The following is a 14,870-nucleotide window of genomic DNA, read 5'->3' on the forward strand; positions in this document are numbered from 1 at the left end:
ACGATCTACTTTCCGCCCAGCGTAAAGCTGTAGAGAGTATCGCCCGCTCCGACGATGACGTTCTGAGTCCCGTCGAGTTCCCAGGTAGATGGGCCGTTGCTCACGGCAGTTCCCAGCTTCGAAGACCAGAGGATCTTTCCGTTCGCTGGATCGAAGGCGGCGAGGCGGTCTGAGTCTCCGGTAAAGAGCAGGTCGCCCGAAGTGGTGAGGATGCCCCCGGTCATGCCGCCTCCCTCTCCTTCGCCGGACTTCGCGACGTGTTTCCAGCGGACATCGCCGGTCTTCGTATCCAGAGCGATCAGAGAGGACTTGGAGTCGATGCGGCCGCTCGCTCCACCGGCGTACCCCTGGGGGTCCTTCGAAGTGTCATACAGCCAGGCGATACTGTAGCCTTCGCTGGCGTTCACGTAAAAGAGTCCGGTCTGCGGGCTGTAGCTTGGCGCGGGCCAGTTGGTGGCCCCGTTTGCAGGTACGTCGACCATCGAGCCGTCGACCTTGGGGTCCTTATCCGGGTTGGGAATGGGCTGGCCACGCTTATCAAGTCCCATGGACCAGTTGGCCGTGAGGGTGAACGGCTTTGAAACGAGGTTCTTACCGGTCTCGCGGTCGAGCACGAAGAAGTAGCCGCAGCGGGCGGCCTGAGCCAGCAGCTTGCGCGGCTTGCCGTCGATGGTCATGTCGAACAGGATCGGAGTCTCGACGTTGTCCCAGTCGTGGGTATCGTGCGGGGAGCCCTGGAAGTACCATTTCATCTTGCCGCTATCGGGATCGAGCGCAACGATGGAGTCGGTGTAAAGGTTAGCGCCCTTGCGGCTCTGCCCGGCATAGACCGGGTTGGTGTTGCCGGTGCCCCAGTAGATCAGGTTCAGTTCGGGGTCATAGGTGCCGGGCATCCAGGTCATGCCGCCGCCGTGATCCATGGCAGCCTGCGTCGGCCAGGTCTCGGAACCGGGATCTCCCATCTTCCTCGGTTCGGACCACCACCGCCATTGCAGCTCGCCGGTCTCCGGGTCGCGCGACTCGAGATAACCGCGCACATCCATGGCATCACCGCCGACGCCGATGATGATGTGGTTCTTCACCATAACAGCCGCCATCGTGGTGAAGTACTGCAGCTTCTCGTCAGCGACTTTCTTGCGCCAACGTTCTTTTCCTGTTCCCGAATCGAGCGAGATGAACCAGCCGTCGGGAGTGAGGAAATAGATCCACTTGCCGTACATGCCCACGCCGCGTTGCCCGAGGACGTGACCGCCGTGATCTTCAAAGTCGTAATGCCAGCGCTCCTTGCCAGTGCGGGCATCGACTGCGAACACGTGGTCGGGGACGGTGAAGTAGAGGACGCCACCTACCATCAAAGGCGTGGACTTAATAGTGGGGTTCCCGCTGCCGCGAATGGTGACACCATCGATCTTGTACTTCCATTTCACCTTGAGGTCGGTGATGTTCTTTTGATTGACCTGATCGAGCGAAATGTAGCGGCGCCCCGAGTAGTCGCCGTTGTAGGTGGGCCATACGTCGGCGGGTTTGGAGAAGAGTGTGAGCGCCTTGGGATCAAGAGCGGGGGCTGCGGTCTCCTGCGCGAACGCGGAGATACTGAGAGACGCGGCGGTGAGTGCCCCGAAGAGTGCCGTGCATAAGAAGCGGGATGTGAGCAGGGTCTTCGGCTTCATTTGATTGTCAGTAGATAACGGGTCAGGTCGTGGAGGTCGTTGTCGGAGTACCTGGGCAGCAGAGCACGGTGACCGGCGAGCTTGTCCGGGATCTCAACGTGCACGGAGTCGGTGCTCCACGTGGAGGTTTTGCCATCGTCGGTCTTAAGCGTGGTCTCGAAGTCGTCGTAGTGCTCGAGGGTGCCGGTGAGTTTGTGTCCCTCAAGGGTGGTGACGCTTGCGGTGACTGGGCCGTGATCGGCGGGCCACGCGATGCGCATGATAAGAGCCGAAGGCTGCGAGTATTTCGTTCCGATGCCGGCGAGATCACCAGTGACGGAATGGCAGGAGGCACAGTTGGCAACGAAGAAGGCTTTACCCTTGTCGACGTTGCCGGAGGTCATGGTCTCGGCGCCTTTATAGAGACCCCGGTTGGCAGCTAACTCAACGAGCTGGTGCAGGTACTCGGCGATATCGTGCTGCTGCTGGTCGGTGAGTTGACTGAAGGGAGGCATGCCTGCCTGAGGGCGACCACCGCGAATGACCTTGGCGATCTCAGAGTCGTCATCGTCATGCAGCACCAGCACGGAGCGGACGAGGTTGGGGCCGATGCCCCCGCGTGCACCTTCGCCATGGCAGGCGTTGCAGTTCTGGTTGTAGAGCGGCTCGCCGCGCTTGGCAGCTTCAGCGTCAGGCAGACGCCCGAGGCCGAGTGCAGTGTGCGAGTCCATACGGCGACGGGGGCGACGGGCAGGGGGTGGAGCTTGTTGGCTCAGCTGCTGGGGATGGTACTCCGGCTCCTGAGCGGCGACGAGGACGGGCTGGAAATGGAACGCGTCAGGCAGCGCGGACAAACAGAGCAGGCCAGTTACTGACAGCAGAATCGCTCGTGTTCTCGTCATGCCCGCTTCAAGAGCCCCTTTTCTATGCGGAACTTTTCCCTTCGCTAGTCGCGAAGGCCTCGTTCGCGAAAAGTATAGCTTGCGGAGCGAAGAATTGGCTCGCCAGGTGACGTCTGGTCATTTTGTGCGGGCGGCGGGGATGTCCAACAACATCATTATTTTGGCGTCCCCAACGGGATTCGAACCCGTGAAGGTGCGTTCAAGGGAGCCGGGCCGGATGGAGCCCAAAGGCCTGAACCGGCTCGAACACGGTATCCTTGGTCCTATGAGCGACACCGAAGTCCCCCTTCTCTCCACCTTCGCCCTTGAGGACATCCTCATGAAGCGAAAGGGCCTGAAGCGACGGCTCTCTGCCCGCCCTCACCTCCGCCCGGTCCGCATTGCCATCCTGGGCGGCGGCACGACGAATGAAGTCGCCGATCTGCTCGAGCTCCATCTCCTCGAATCCGGGTTCCTTCCTGCCCTGCATCAGGCGGAGTACGGCCGCTTCTACGTGGACGCCGTGCACTCCCCGGAGGCCCTCATTGCCTTCGCCCCGGACATCGTCTACCTCCACACCTCCGTCCGCGACATCCAGGCTTTCCCGCCCATCAACGCCACCGAGGCCGACCTCACCCAGTACCTCGAAGCAGAGCTCCACCGCTACCGGCAGATCTGGACCTCCCTCGGCGAAAAGCTCAACTGCACCATCATCCAGAACAACTTCGAGCCGCCCATTGAAACCATCCTCGGCAATCTCGATGCATCGCTCCCCGGTGGCCACACCCGCTTCGTCAATGAGCTCAATCGCGCCTTCGCAGCGTCTGCCACAAACAAGCTCCTCATCAACGACGTAGCCACCATCGCCGCCCGCGTCGGCCTCGATCGCTGGTTCGACGCCGAGCGTTGGTTCTCCTACAAGCTCCACACCACCCCCGAGGGATCTCACGCCCTCGCCCTGTCACTCGCCGCCCTCGTCCGCGGTATCTATGGCAAAACCCGCAAGGTCCTCGTCCTTGACCTCGACAACACCCTATGGGGCGGCGTCATCGGCGACGACGGTGTCGACAAGATCGCCATCGGCCGCGAGACACCCCTCGCAGAGGCCTATACCGCTTTCCAGGAGTACTGCCTATCCCTCCGCAACCGTGGCATCCTTCTCGCCGTCTGTTCCAAGAACAACGAGGAGATAGCGAAGCAGGGTTTTGAGCATCCCGACTCTGTCCTGAAACTCGAGCACATCTCCTGCTTCAAGGCCAACTGGGACCCGAAGCATCAGAACATCGAGGCCATCGCCCGAGAGCTCAACCTCGGCGCCGACTCCTTCGTCTTCGTCGACGATAACCCCGCCGAGCGCGCCATCGTCGAAGGCCAGGTCGCAGGCATCGCCGTCCCCAACATCGGCAGCGAAGTCTCGCACTACGCCCGCGTCATCGAAGCAGGCCGCTATTTCGAGCAAACCTCTTTCTCCAAGGAAGACATCGAGCGCGCCGCCCTCTACCAGGAGAACTCTCAGCGAGCCGCCTTCGAGTCCAAGTTCGCCGACTACGGCGAGTATCTCGACTCTCTCGAGATGACCGCCGAGATTGCCCGCTTCAAGCCGCTCTACCTCGATCGCATCACGCAGCTCACCAACAAGACCAACCAGTTCAACCTCACCACCCGCCGCTACGCCCAGCACGAGATCGAAGCCGCTGCCATCAACCCCGATGCCATCGGTATCTACGGCAAGCTCACTGACCGCTTCGGCGACAATGGTCTTATCTCTATAGTGCTCGGCCAAAAGCAGGGTACAGAGCTCGACATCGAGCTCTGGCTTATGAGCTGCCGTGTCCTCAAGCGCGACATGGAACAAGCTATGCTCGATGAGCTCGTCCGCCAGGCGCGGGCTATCGGCGTCACTGCACTGCGCGGAACTTACATTCCCACGAAGAAGAACGGCATGGTCGCCGACCACTACGACAAGCTAGGCTTCAACCCCGTCTCAGAGACCGAAGATGGAGTCAAAACCTATGTCTTCGACCTGCATGAATACACGCCGCGCAACGCTCACATCCGCGTGCTCGATAACACAGAACTCTAACCACCCAATGCTATACTTCGCCTAAAATCAGGAGCCCTATGGACAGCAGCGCAATTCTTTTGGAGTTGCAAGACATCTTCCGCGATGTGCTTGATCAGCCGGACCTCGTTCTTACCTCAAAGTCGAACGCCAGTACCGTCGAAGACTGGGATTCTTTGGCACACATCAATCTGGTGACGGCTGTCGAGAAGCGCTACAAGATCAAGTTCGCCCTCGGCGAGTTGCAGGATCTCAAGAACGTCGGTGACATGGCCGACCTCATTCAAACCAAGCTTGCCTAGCTACAAGGCAAACGCCGGAGGCGGCAGCGAAGCCGGCCTCCGGCGATATTTTCTCCATGTAGTCGCGAGCGCTAAAACTGGAAGTACAAGAACCGCGTCGTAGCATCGAGCAGCAAGATCACAGCTACGAACATCGCCGTGATTCCCAGGCTCCATACTGCATTTACCCGCCACTTTAATCGCGGCAGCAGTGTCGGTAGCCAGACGTGATCCTTATCCGTCTGCCCCAGAATCTCCTGCGTATTCGGAGCGCCCCACACGATCAGCAACGCAAACCCGATCGCCAGCGTCGCCGGCTTCAGATTACCCATAAACTTCGAGATCGCCGGAAGCTCACTCAGATACGGAAATCCCGCATAAGCCGTACCCGCGCCATGCAATCCAAACATCGTGCCGACCACGTAGCATCCGTCGCCTACATTCGCCGCCCGGAAGAAGACCATGCCCACCAGTACGCATACGAATGTCAGCAGAATCATCACCGGCGCCGGAACCAACTGGTGCAGACGATGCCCGCGCGGTGTCCATAACCGCCACGCGTGGTTCACCGTGAGATAGAAGCCATGCAGCAAGCCGAAGACAAGATACTGCAGCCCTGCCCCATGCCAGACGCCGGCCAGAAACATGGTCGTCATCAAGGGAAACGCCACCATGCTCGCAAACCCTTCAGGAGTGGTCTGTGCCTTCTTTGAAACCTTCTTGCCCGCGTCCATCCGCCATCCGTTTACCTGGCGCACGATTGGCGTATAGAGATACTCGTTCAGATAGCGAGACAGCGTCATATGCCAACGCGTCCAGAATTCGATCACACTCTGCGACTTGAAGGGAGAGTTGAAGTTAACCGGGAAATCCAGGCCGAACATCTTCGCCAGCCCAAGCGCCATATCCGAATAACCGGAGAAGTCGAAGTACAACTGCACCGCATAGCTCAGGATGCCCATCCACGTCGTCGTAAAGCCGGCCGCATGGACGTGACCGAACATGGCATCCGCCAGCGGAGCCACGCGATCCGCAATCAGCACCTTCTTCCCCAGTCCAAGCATGAACCAGGTCACGCCCAAGGCCAGGTTGTCGGACCGCAGCCCGCCAATACGGCCCTCTTCCAGCTGTGGCATCAACTCTCGCGGATGGATAATCGGTCCGGCAATCAGGTGCGGAAAGACGGTTACGAACACCGAGTACGGAAGCAGCCCTTGCTTCTTCGCAATATTCTGGCGAACGTCGATCAGGTACGCAATCTGCGTGAACGTAAAGAACGAGATGCCCAGTGGCAGAATCACATTCGCAAACCCGCGCGGCACCGCGCCATGGGCGTGCAGGAAGTTCAGCATCGGAAACAGATATTTGTAATAGACCAGCAGCGAAAGATTGACGACGATGCCGCTGATCAGCCATCGGCTGCGACTATTCTCGCTTCTGCCCTCTTCCACGCGTGTCGAGACCAGAAAGTTCATCAACATCGACCCGCACAGAAGCAGCAGGTAGATCGGGTTCCAGTAGCCGTAGAAGAACAACGAAGAGGCAGTCAGCCAGAAAAGAAGCGCGGGCCGTCCAAAACGCGATAGAAGCTGATACCCAATCAGCGCTATCGGCAGAAACATAAAGATGAAAATATTCGAAGAGAAGAGCAAGCTATCAGCGTTCTCCCTGCATCGCGCGAATCTGATTGCCTATCATCGCCGAAACCTTGGCCGCACCCTTGGCATTCATATGCATCCTTTGGCCGTGCTCATCCGCGTAGTCCGTCACCGGGTACTCCGGCAACGGCAGGTCGTCCACCAGTCCTGCCAGATGTGCTTGATAGAAGGGAATTCCTTGATCGCAGTTCATCACTGGCGTTGCATCGACTACTACTGTCGTGCCATTCCCGCTATACTTCGACCGCAGACCCGCAATCCACGTGGGATCCGGTTCATACAAACGCGTTGGCATACTGCAGCTCTGCAGGTCCGGTATATTGACCACCTTCAACTGCCCGAGGTCCCGCTCACGCACGTGCGCCTTTTCCTCTGAAATCGGCTTCGACTTCACGCGAGTCAACGCCATGCGCAATCCCTGCTCAGCCCATCCCAGCGTTGGTCCGGGATGCATCGCCAGCGTCCATGCCGTGCCCAGCGTATGCTCCTCGCGCACCCGATAGGTGATTGCCTCAAAGAAGCCCACATGCTCCCACGCGAACGGACGGCTGAGTCCCTCCGGAGCGTAGAGGAAGACAATATATTTCGGACGTGGATTCTGTGACAGAAACTTGTCCACCGGCTCCGTACCGCTCACCAGCGTTACCCCGCCAAACTCCGCGATGTTGCACGCCGTAAGACCGGACTTCTCCGCAATAACCTTCGGATCAGCCCCTACCATCGCCGTGGAGTCGCCGTACACCAGCACCTGGCAATCGCGTCCGTTGAGTTCTGCCCCATAGCCCAGGTTGGCCATGTAGGTATTGCCCGCGCGCAACGCAAACCATTTGCTTGGAATAATCACGAACGCGGCGGCAAACATCAGAAGAGGCGCAGCTACTATCGGCAGGAGGTAGAGCAACTTGGCCCGCCTATTTTCCAGTGCTTTCCGCGCGCCGTTCTCAACAGACGGTCTCAACCCGATGCCCCTGATTTTTGAATTTGCGGCTAGAGTTTAGTATGCCACACCCCCATTTTGGGCCAGCTTACTGCTGCATAAATATAGCTAGCAGGACCGGCGCATACATAGATCTGAGCAGGAGAGGCTGACATCTCCGCTCTTCATATAAGGGAGCTATAGACTGCAGATTCAGAGGATTGAACAAGTGCGCAAATTCCTTCACGGTCTATGCCCGCGCGCTCTTCCATGGATTGGTCCGACTCCGGGTAGCGCACGTCAGTGTCTACGTCTCATGCGCGTAGGAGTGAGTTTATTGAAATTCTCTGGAAGTGTATTTGGCGTCCCCGACGGGATTCGAACCCGTGTTATCGCCGTGAAAGGGCGGTGTCCTAGGCCGGGCTAGACGACGGGGACGCTTAAGGCTGAAGTGCCTTGGCGCAGCATTGCAGGCCTCTATTACGCTATCAATACTGGAAGCTCATGTCAAAAATACAGCCGCACGGATACAAGTACCTTGATGCCCTGATCACCGCATTTGTCGTTATTCTGCTGGTCAGCAACCTGGTGGCACAGAAGATCTGCCGTATCGGACCACTGGAGGTCAGCGGTGCGGTGATCCTGTTCCCCATCACCTACATCTTCGGAGACGTTTTTACCGAGGTCTACGGCTACGGAGCATCGCGCCGGGCGATCTGGCTCGGTTTCTTCGGGACAGCTCTGCTGTATGTGATGGCCACCATTACGATCTCATTGCCTGCAGCCAGCGGATGGCATAACCAGGCGGCCTTTGAGACCGTCTTCGGCTTTATCCCTCGCATCCTGTTTGCCAGCATTATTGCGTATTTTCTGGGAGAGTTCGCCAATAGCTACACCCTGGCGCGGCTGAAGCTGGTCACCAACGGCAAGATGCTGTGGACGCGCACGGTGGGTTCCACCATCGTCGGCCAGGCCGTTGATACTGCCGTCGTAATCACGCTCACCTTCGGTTTCACGCTTCCGTGGGCCGATATCGGACGTCTGATCGTGACCGGCTATCTGTTGAAGGTGGTCTATGAGGTGCTCGCTACGCCGGTAACCTACGCCGTGGTTGGCTGGTTGAAGCGGTCAGAGGGCGCGGATGCCTTTGATCGGCATACCAGCTTCAATCCCTTTCACTTCGCCGAATAGAGATTGATGAACCTCTAGAGCTTGGTAACTAATGCCCCGTACTGATCGAGGATGTAGGAATCGGTCATGCCGGCGATGTAGTCGGCAACGGTGCGGGGCACACCCTCGGTCTCCAGGTCGCCGTAGTAGTTGCTGGGAAGCTGGCTGGGGTTCTTCACCCAGTAGTTAAAGAGCGACTTGATGACGATAACGCCATGCTTGCGCTCCACATCCAGTGGGCCGCAGGTATAGAGAGCTTCGTAGAGATAGCGCTTTTCTTCCAGCCGCATGGCCTCGATCTCCGGCGAAAAGATCGCGATGCGATAGGGGTATTCGCGAATCTGCTCCAGCGTCTCAATTCCCAGCTCTTCGAGCTGGCGCGTGACGTTGTTGATGACGTCGTCGGTCAGACGATGTTGCATCCACTGCAGCGCCTCGTGGAAGAGATACTTCTGTTCCACGCCCGGATGTTGGCGGTGTACGAACTCATAGAACCCGCGGAAGATGGTGAGGTTTTCGCAGAGGTCGTTGACTTCCAGAATCTTTGATTCGACGCCATCGTCAAGGTCGGCGGTCAGATAGGCAACCTCGTCAACCAGATCGATAATCTGCGCTTCGAGCGGTGGTCGCCGGCCGAGGAAGTATTCTGCAAGCTTCGGATATTTATCGGCCGGGTAGTCACGCGAGTGTTTGATGATACCTTCCCGGACACCGAGAGTGAGGTTCAGGCCGCGATGCGCGGCGTAGCGCTGCTCGAAGCGTTCGACCGTGCGCAGAGCCTGCAGATTGTGATCGAACCGCAGACCGAATGGCTGCAGGCACTCGTCAATGGCGCGCTCGCCGGTATGACCATACGGTGGATGCCCGATGTCGTGAACCAGGGCGAGAGTCTCGGCGAGTTCGACGTTCAGGCCAAGAGCAGAGGCGACCTCGCGTGCGATCTGGGCGACCTCAATCGAGTGGGTCAGGCGTGAGCGAAAGTGGTCTGAGGTACGGGTGGAGAAGACCTGCGTCTTGCCGGCCAGTCGGCGAAAGGCGCGTGACCCCACGACGCGATCGCGATCGCGTTCAAACGGCGAGCGCGACATCCGCTCCGGATAGGGCCATTTGCGCTGGATCAGCGGATCGTCCGCATCGCCGCGTACTGCATAGGGTTTGCGCAAGGTCGACATGCGATCGATACGAAAAGAAGCTCCTAAGAGCAGGCTATCAGCCGGCGGGTTAAGGAAAAAGCAGAAGGCCAGCCCGGGGCTGGCCTTCTGCTTGGCAACGAAACTGCCTGGTTACTTGTCCTGCAGGGCTGAGGTACGCGAAGGCGTAGCGCGCGCGAGCTTGACGCGGGCGCTGTCGAGCTTCTTCTGCACCTTGGCCTGGTCGGCCGGATCGGCGTCCGGAGCAAGAGCCATCTTGTACTCCTTCATCGAGCGTTCCCACCAGGTGACGGCCTGCTTCAGCTTGCCGGTCTGGAGATAAAGCTCACCAAGATGGTCATAGACTGTCGGGTCGGTCGAGATACGATCCTTCGCCTTCAGCAGGTACTCTTCGGCAAGCGTGTACTGTCCGCTCTTGAAGTAAGCCCAGCCGAGAGAATCGAGATAGGCTCCGTTCTGCGGATCGAGCTCTACAGCCTTGCGGACCATGTCGACGGCTTCGTTCAGCTTCTGCCCGCGATCGGCCAGCATATAACCCAGATAGTTGAGGGTGGCGGCATTGTTGGGGTCGATCGTAAGGACCTTGCGGAACTCAATCTCGGCCTGATCAAAGAGCTTCTGCCGCTCTGCCAGCGTGCCGCGCGAGAAGTAGAGGTAGATCTTATCTTCGTTACGCGAGGTGATGCCTTCCACCTGAGAAAGCTGCTCGTCTGCATCCTTCCAGCGCTTCAGCCGGATGTACATCTGCGCAAGCTGCATGCGGGTATCGCGATCGTCGTCCCCGCCAAGCTGGCCCTTGGCAATCGTAATCGCTTCGTCAACCTTGCCGGTATCGGCGAGCGTTCCGGCATACACCATCTGGACCGATTTGTCCTTGGGCAGAGCCTTGGCCGCCTCAGCCGCAGCGGCAGTCATCTTCGCCCACTCATGGTTGTCGCGATAGGCATCAACCTCACCCATATAGCCACGGGAGACGTTATCGCCGCCGAGGGCGATAATCTGCTTATAGGCGTCGACGGCCTGGACGGTCTTACCTTGTTCCTTGAGCACAATGCCAAGGCGATCGAGGAAGAGTCCGCGATTGTTCTTTTCGCCGTCGGTGTAGTTGCCATCAGCGTGGGCAGTGTCGCCGAGCAGCTTGGTCAGCGTCGCGACCGCATCATCGAAGCGGCCGAGTGAATCGTAGAGCAAAGCTTCGTTGTAGCTGAGCTCAAGTGAGTCCGTGACCAGGGTCTTGGCCTTCTTGAGCGTGGTGAGCGCCTCGTCGTAGTGCCCCTGCCGGCGCTGGATCTCGGAGATGCGGATATACGACTGCGCATCCTGTGGTTCCGCGGTGACGATGTCCCGGTACTGCTTCAGAGCCGCATCGAACTGGCCGTCCAGCAGCAAAGCACTGGCAAGACCGCGCTGCGCGTCAAGGTTGTCGTTGTCGATATCAAGAGAGCGCTGATAGGCGGCGGCAGCCTCTTTGGGCTTCTTCAACTGGTCATAGGTCAGACCCAGTGAATACTCCATCCGCGCGGTACGATCCGTGACGGGCAGCGCGTTGATGAGCTGCGCAATACGGTCGTACTGGTTCTGTTCCCCATAGAGGCGAACCATCGCGAGGATAACCTCTTCCGAGGTTCCGTCAAGCTTCTGCGCCGTCTTCAGCTCTGCTTCAGCCTTATCGTTCTCGTGGTTCAGGGCATAGAGCTGACCCAGCAGAAGATGATCTTCCACGCTGTCCGGCTTCAGGCGGACGATGGCCTTGTACTCGGCAAGGGCCAACTGCAGCATCTGTTGCGACTGATTGTTTGGGGTTCCATCGCCAAGCGAGCGGAGATAGATCTTGCCCAGAATGTTGTGGGCGTCCACATCATCGGGATTCTTCTTGACCTGTTCCTGCGCGACCGAAACAGCTTCGCGGACGCGGCCAAGCTTCAGATAAAGATCGGCAAGACCATTCTGCAACTGTGCAGAGTCAGAGTCTGCATTCAACGCCAGCTTGTACTCTTCGATCGCCTGCGTGGCGTAATCGGTGCGGCCCTGGTTGATGGCCAGCTCTTCATACATGTGGGCGAGGCTGTAGTGGTAGTAAGCCGCGGAACGATCAGGACCCTTGGGCGGCTCAGGCGCGTTCTTCTGTTGTGCAGCAGCGGGCAGGGTGGCCAGCAGCGCAGCCGCCGTGAGAAAGACTGGACGAGCCGAAAAGATACGCCGGAAGAATGTCATCAGGTCCTAGGGGCGGCTGGTAGCCGCGTCACTTGGGGTTAGACGATTGTACCCACAGGTGGGATGCCGACAAGCGTCAGCATCCCTATTAGACTAGAGCATTTTCCCTGTTGCTGGATATCCCGAAAGGGGCGTGCAGCGGCGTTTTCATTGCGGAAAACGCCCATGGATGCAGCAACTCTACATCGCACCTGCAGGGAAGATGCTCTATCCGTGACGGAAGTGACGAATTCCAGTGAATACCATCGCCAGGTTGAGCCGGTTGGCGGCAGCAATGACGTCAGTATCCTTGACCGAGCCGCCGGGCTGAATGACTGCTGTCGCTCCTGCCGCTGCTACGGTTTCCAGACCGTCGGGGAAGGGGAAGAAGGCGTCAGAGGCGGCAACGGTACCGGCCAGTGGCAGAACCGCCTTCAGGGCTCCGAACTTGGCAGCGTCCACACGCGACATCTGCCCGGCGCCGATACCGACGGTCTGACCGAAGACCTCATGGCCATGGGCCTCGGCACGAGCGTAGACAATCGCGTTTGATTTCACATGCTTACAGACACGCCAGGCGAAGAGCAGGGCTGTCAGCTCCTCCGGCGTGGGCTCGCGGTGGGTGACGATCTTCAGGTCGCCGGCTTCAATACGCTTGCGGTCGGCATCCTGCAGCAGCAGGCCGCCGGAGATCTGCTTGATGACCTGCAGCGCCGGGTGAGCCTTCACCTCAACGAGCCGCAGATTCTTCTTCGCGGCAAAGATGGTCTGAGCCTCAGGAGTGAAGCCGGGCGCAGCGATAGCCTCGACGAATAGCTTGGCCATTTCAGCGGCCGCAGCTTCGTCGACCACCCGGTTGACGCCAATCACACCGCCAAAGGCAGAGATGGGATCGGCTGCCAGGGCGCGGACGTAGGCGTCGGCGACCGAAGTGCCGGTGGCGGCGCCGCAAGGGTTGGTGTGCTTGATGATGGCGACCGCAGGCTCAGCAAATTCGCTGGCGAGCTCCCAGCAGGCATCCAGATCTACCAGGTTATTGAACGACAACTCTTTACCCTGCAATTGTTTCCCGGCGGCGATGCCTTTGCCGGAAGGATCAAGGTAAAGCGCTGCCGACTGGTGCGGATTCTCACCGTAGCGGAGGGTTTGCGCCAGCTTGAAGCCGAGCTCAAGGTGCTGGGGGTACTCTCCGGCTTTAGCCTCCGGCTGCGTCAGAACCGTTTCCGGCCCGGCGTAGGGAAGTTTCGCCAGGGTAGCGGCGATGGCGGAGTCGTAGGCGGCGGTGGTGGCAAAGGCAGTCTGGGCAAGGCGCCAGCGGGTCTCGCCGGAGAGCTTGCCGTTGTTGGCCTGAAGCTCTGAGGAGATCGCGGTGTAGTCGGTCACGCGAGTGACGATGGCGACGTCCTCGAAGTTCTTGGCGGCAGAGCGCACCATGGAAGGACCACCAATATCAATGTTTTCAATTAGTTCGCCGAAGGTTACGCCGGGCTTGGCAGCCGTGGCCTCAAAGGCATAGAGGTTCACCACGACCATGTCGATGTCCTCGATGCCGTGCTCGCGGACAGCAGCGACATGCTCTGGAACGCTACGGCGATGCAGGATACCGCCATGGACCTTGGGGTGCAGCGTCTTGACCCGTCCATCCAGCATCTCGGGGAAGCCGGTGAGATCAGAGATATCGCGAACGGTCAGACCTGCGTCGCGCAGCGTCTTCGCGGTGCCGCCGGTCGAAACGAGTTCGACGCCCTGCGCGGCCAGGGCGCGGGCAAAGTCGGTGAGTCCGGATTTATCGGTGACGGAGAGGAGGGCGCGGCGCACAGGCTTCAGATCAGTCATTCCGCCTTCTATTTTAGGGGAGTAGGGGGACTAAAGCATTTTCGCTGTAGGTGTGTAGTGCAGGCATGTACATCTATGGGCGTTTTCCGCAATGAAAACGCCGCTGCATGTTTCTTTCGGGAGACCCAGTAACAGGAAAAATGCTACGGGATGGGCAGGTGTCCCGCAAAGGTGAAGCGGGTCCTTCGCTGTGCTCAGGATGACAGACCGCAAAATATATCGGTTGTCATCCTGAGCGAACGCGAAGGACCCGCTGTTGTTTGAGGGCTTACGGCAGCTCGCGGACCCAGATATTGCGGAAGCTGAGCGGCTCGCTCTTGTCGCCGTGGGCCTGCAGCTTGATCGGCGCGCGATCGTAAGCCTTATAGACTGGCGGGCCGATGTACAGGGTCTCCCCCTTGAGCTGGAAGTGGTTCTCCACCAACACACCGTTGAAGAGCACGGTGGCGTAGGCCGGGGTCTTCAACGATCCATCTGCGTTGAAAGTCGGTGCGGTCCAGATAACGTCATAGCTCTGCCACTCGCCAGGCTTCAGGCCTGGATTGGCAAGCGGGATCGCCTGCTTGTAGAGGCTGCCGGCCATGCCGTTGACGTAGGTCTTGTTCTGGAAGGAGTCCAGCACCTGCAACTCGTAGCCGGCATCGCCGACGCCAGTGGAAGCAAGGAAGACACCGCTGTTACCGCGGCCCTGGCCTTCACCCGCGATGGTGGCAGGAACACGCCACTCGACGTGGAGCTGGTAGTTGCGGAAGGCCTTCTTCGTCTCGATGTTGCCGACGCCCTTCTCCTTATTGACTGTAAGGATGCCGCCGTTGACGGTCCACTTTGCGGGAGACTTGTCACTGACCTGGACCCACTGGTCGAGGTTTTTGCCATCGAAGAGCACGATCGCGTCCGACGGAGGCGGCGTCGTGACAGCGCCCGCAGGCGTGACAACTGGCGGCACCGGTGACCAGACCTCGGTGTCTTCCGGCTTAGGCTTGGCCGTCTCTTGAGCGAAGACGGCAGTTGCGGCGAAACTTAGGGCGACGGGAAGCAGTAAGCGGCGCATGCCGTGTCAGCATACGTCAGAG

The 14,870-nt window shown here is 59.0% G+C and carries 11 protein-coding genes and 1 tRNA gene; 3 read left to right on the forward strand and 9 right to left on the reverse strand.

Features of this window, described 5'->3' with window-relative positions; all coding sequences use genetic code 11:
* Positions 1–5: 5 nt before the first annotated feature.
* A complete protein-coding gene (locus tag AB4Y89_RS10015) occupies positions 6–1,670 on the reverse strand; it encodes an acido-empty-quinoprotein group A (RefSeq protein WP_442300785.1) in 1,665 nt (554 codons plus the stop codon).
* Positions 1,667–2,551: a c-type cytochrome gene (locus AB4Y89_RS10020; RefSeq protein ID WP_442300786.1), complete on the reverse strand. Its 885-nt coding sequence runs from the start codon at positions 2,549–2,551 to the stop codon at positions 1,667–1,669. The genes AB4Y89_RS10015 and AB4Y89_RS10020 overlap by 4 nt, the downstream gene beginning before the upstream one ends.
* A 217-nt stretch (positions 2,552–2,768) precedes the next feature.
* On the opposite strand from AB4Y89_RS10020, the gene AB4Y89_RS10025 reads away from it, so the two are divergent.
* Together AB4Y89_RS10025 and AB4Y89_RS10030 are read left to right on the forward strand one after the other, a co-directional pair.
* Positions 2,769–4,613: an HAD-IIIC family phosphatase gene (locus tag AB4Y89_RS10025; RefSeq protein WP_442300787.1), complete on the forward strand. Its 1,845-nt coding sequence runs from the start codon at positions 2,769–2,771 to the stop codon at positions 4,611–4,613.
* Between the two features lie 38 nt (positions 4,614–4,651).
* Complete coding sequence (locus tag AB4Y89_RS10030) at positions 4,652–4,894, forward strand: acyl carrier protein (protein ID WP_442300788.1); 243 nt, start codon at positions 4,652–4,654, stop codon at positions 4,892–4,894.
* A 71-nt stretch (positions 4,895–4,965) separates the two neighbouring features.
* On the opposite strand, the gene AB4Y89_RS10035 is transcribed toward AB4Y89_RS10030, so the two are convergent.
* The 3 genes from AB4Y89_RS10035 to AB4Y89_RS10045 form a co-directional block, all read right to left on the reverse strand.
* Positions 4,966–6,495, reverse strand: coding sequence for an MBOAT family O-acyltransferase (locus AB4Y89_RS10035; protein WP_442300789.1), 1,530 nt, complete (start codon positions 6,493–6,495; stop codon positions 4,966–4,968).
* Between the two features lie 34 nt (positions 6,496–6,529).
* Positions 6,530–7,432: a hypothetical protein gene (locus tag AB4Y89_RS10040; protein ID WP_442300790.1), complete on the reverse strand. Its 903-nt coding sequence runs from the start codon at positions 7,430–7,432 to the stop codon at positions 6,530–6,532.
* A gap of 375 nt (positions 7,433–7,807) precedes the next feature.
* Positions 7,808–7,885: transfer RNA gene (locus tag AB4Y89_RS10045), tRNA-Glu, on the reverse strand.
* Between the two features lie 66 nt (positions 7,886–7,951).
* Between AB4Y89_RS10045 and AB4Y89_RS10050 the strand changes: the two genes are divergently transcribed.
* On the forward strand, positions 7,952–8,638 hold the full coding sequence (locus AB4Y89_RS10050; protein WP_442300791.1) for a queuosine precursor transporter: 687 nt from the start codon (positions 7,952–7,954) through the stop codon (positions 8,636–8,638).
* Positions 8,639–8,652: 14 nt separating this feature from the next.
* Here the strand turns inward: AB4Y89_RS10050 and AB4Y89_RS10055 are convergent, their stop codons facing one another.
* From AB4Y89_RS10055 to AB4Y89_RS10070, 4 genes are all read right to left on the reverse strand, one after another.
* Positions 8,653–9,789: a deoxyguanosinetriphosphate triphosphohydrolase family protein gene (locus AB4Y89_RS10055; protein ID WP_442300792.1), complete on the reverse strand. Its 1,137-nt coding sequence runs from the start codon at positions 9,787–9,789 to the stop codon at positions 8,653–8,655.
* A 111-nt stretch (positions 9,790–9,900) separates the two neighbouring features.
* On the reverse strand, positions 9,901–11,982 hold the full coding sequence (locus AB4Y89_RS10060) for a tetratricopeptide repeat protein (RefSeq protein WP_442300793.1): 2,082 nt from the start codon (positions 11,980–11,982) through the stop codon (positions 9,901–9,903).
* Between the two features lie 207 nt (positions 11,983–12,189).
* A complete protein-coding gene (gene purH, locus AB4Y89_RS10065) occupies positions 12,190–13,797 on the reverse strand; it encodes a bifunctional phosphoribosylaminoimidazolecarboxamide formyltransferase/IMP cyclohydrolase (protein ID WP_442300794.1) in 1,608 nt (535 codons plus the stop codon).
* 268 nt (positions 13,798–14,065) lie between these two features.
* Positions 14,066–14,848, reverse strand: coding sequence for a 3-keto-disaccharide hydrolase (locus AB4Y89_RS10070; protein ID WP_442300795.1), 783 nt, complete (start codon positions 14,846–14,848; stop codon positions 14,066–14,068).
* Positions 14,849–14,870 lie beyond the last annotated feature (22 nt).

The organism is Terriglobus sp. 2YAB30_2, assembly GCF_052114765.1.
Lineage (GTDB): Bacteria > Acidobacteriota > Terriglobia > Terriglobales > Acidobacteriaceae > Terriglobus.

Bases quoted from the DNA above. Each gene is read 5' to 3' on its own strand.
- AB4Y89_RS10015 (WP_442300785.1), bottom strand. From the start codon at position 1,670: ATGAAGCCGAAGACCCTGCTCACATCCCGCTTCTTATGCACGGCACTC.
- AB4Y89_RS10020 (WP_442300786.1), bottom strand. From the start codon at position 2,551: ATGACGAGAACACGAGCGATTCTGCTGTCAGTAACTGGCCTGCTCTGT.
- AB4Y89_RS10025 (WP_442300787.1), top strand. From the start codon at position 2,769: ATGGAGCCCAAAGGCCTGAACCGGCTCGAACACGGTATCCTTGGTCCT.
- AB4Y89_RS10030 (WP_442300788.1), top strand. From the start codon at position 4,652: ATGGACAGCAGCGCAATTCTTTTGGAGTTGCAAGACATCTTCCGCGAT.
- AB4Y89_RS10035 (WP_442300789.1), bottom strand. From the start codon at position 6,495: ATGTTTCTGCCGATAGCGCTGATTGGGTATCAGCTTCTATCGCGTTTT.
- AB4Y89_RS10050 (WP_442300791.1), top strand. From the start codon at position 7,952: ATGTCAAAAATACAGCCGCACGGATACAAGTACCTTGATGCCCTGATC.
- AB4Y89_RS10055 (WP_442300792.1), bottom strand. From the start codon at position 9,789: ATGTCGACCTTGCGCAAACCCTATGCAGTACGCGGCGATGCGGACGAT.
- AB4Y89_RS10060 (WP_442300793.1), bottom strand. From the start codon at position 11,982: ATGACATTCTTCCGGCGTATCTTTTCGGCTCGTCCAGTCTTTCTCACG.
- purH (WP_442300794.1), bottom strand. From the start codon at position 13,797: ATGACTGATCTGAAGCCTGTGCGCCGCGCCCTCCTCTCCGTCACCGAT.
- AB4Y89_RS10070 (WP_442300795.1), bottom strand. From the start codon at position 14,848: ATGCGCCGCTTACTGCTTCCCGTCGCCCTAAGTTTCGCCGCAACTGCC.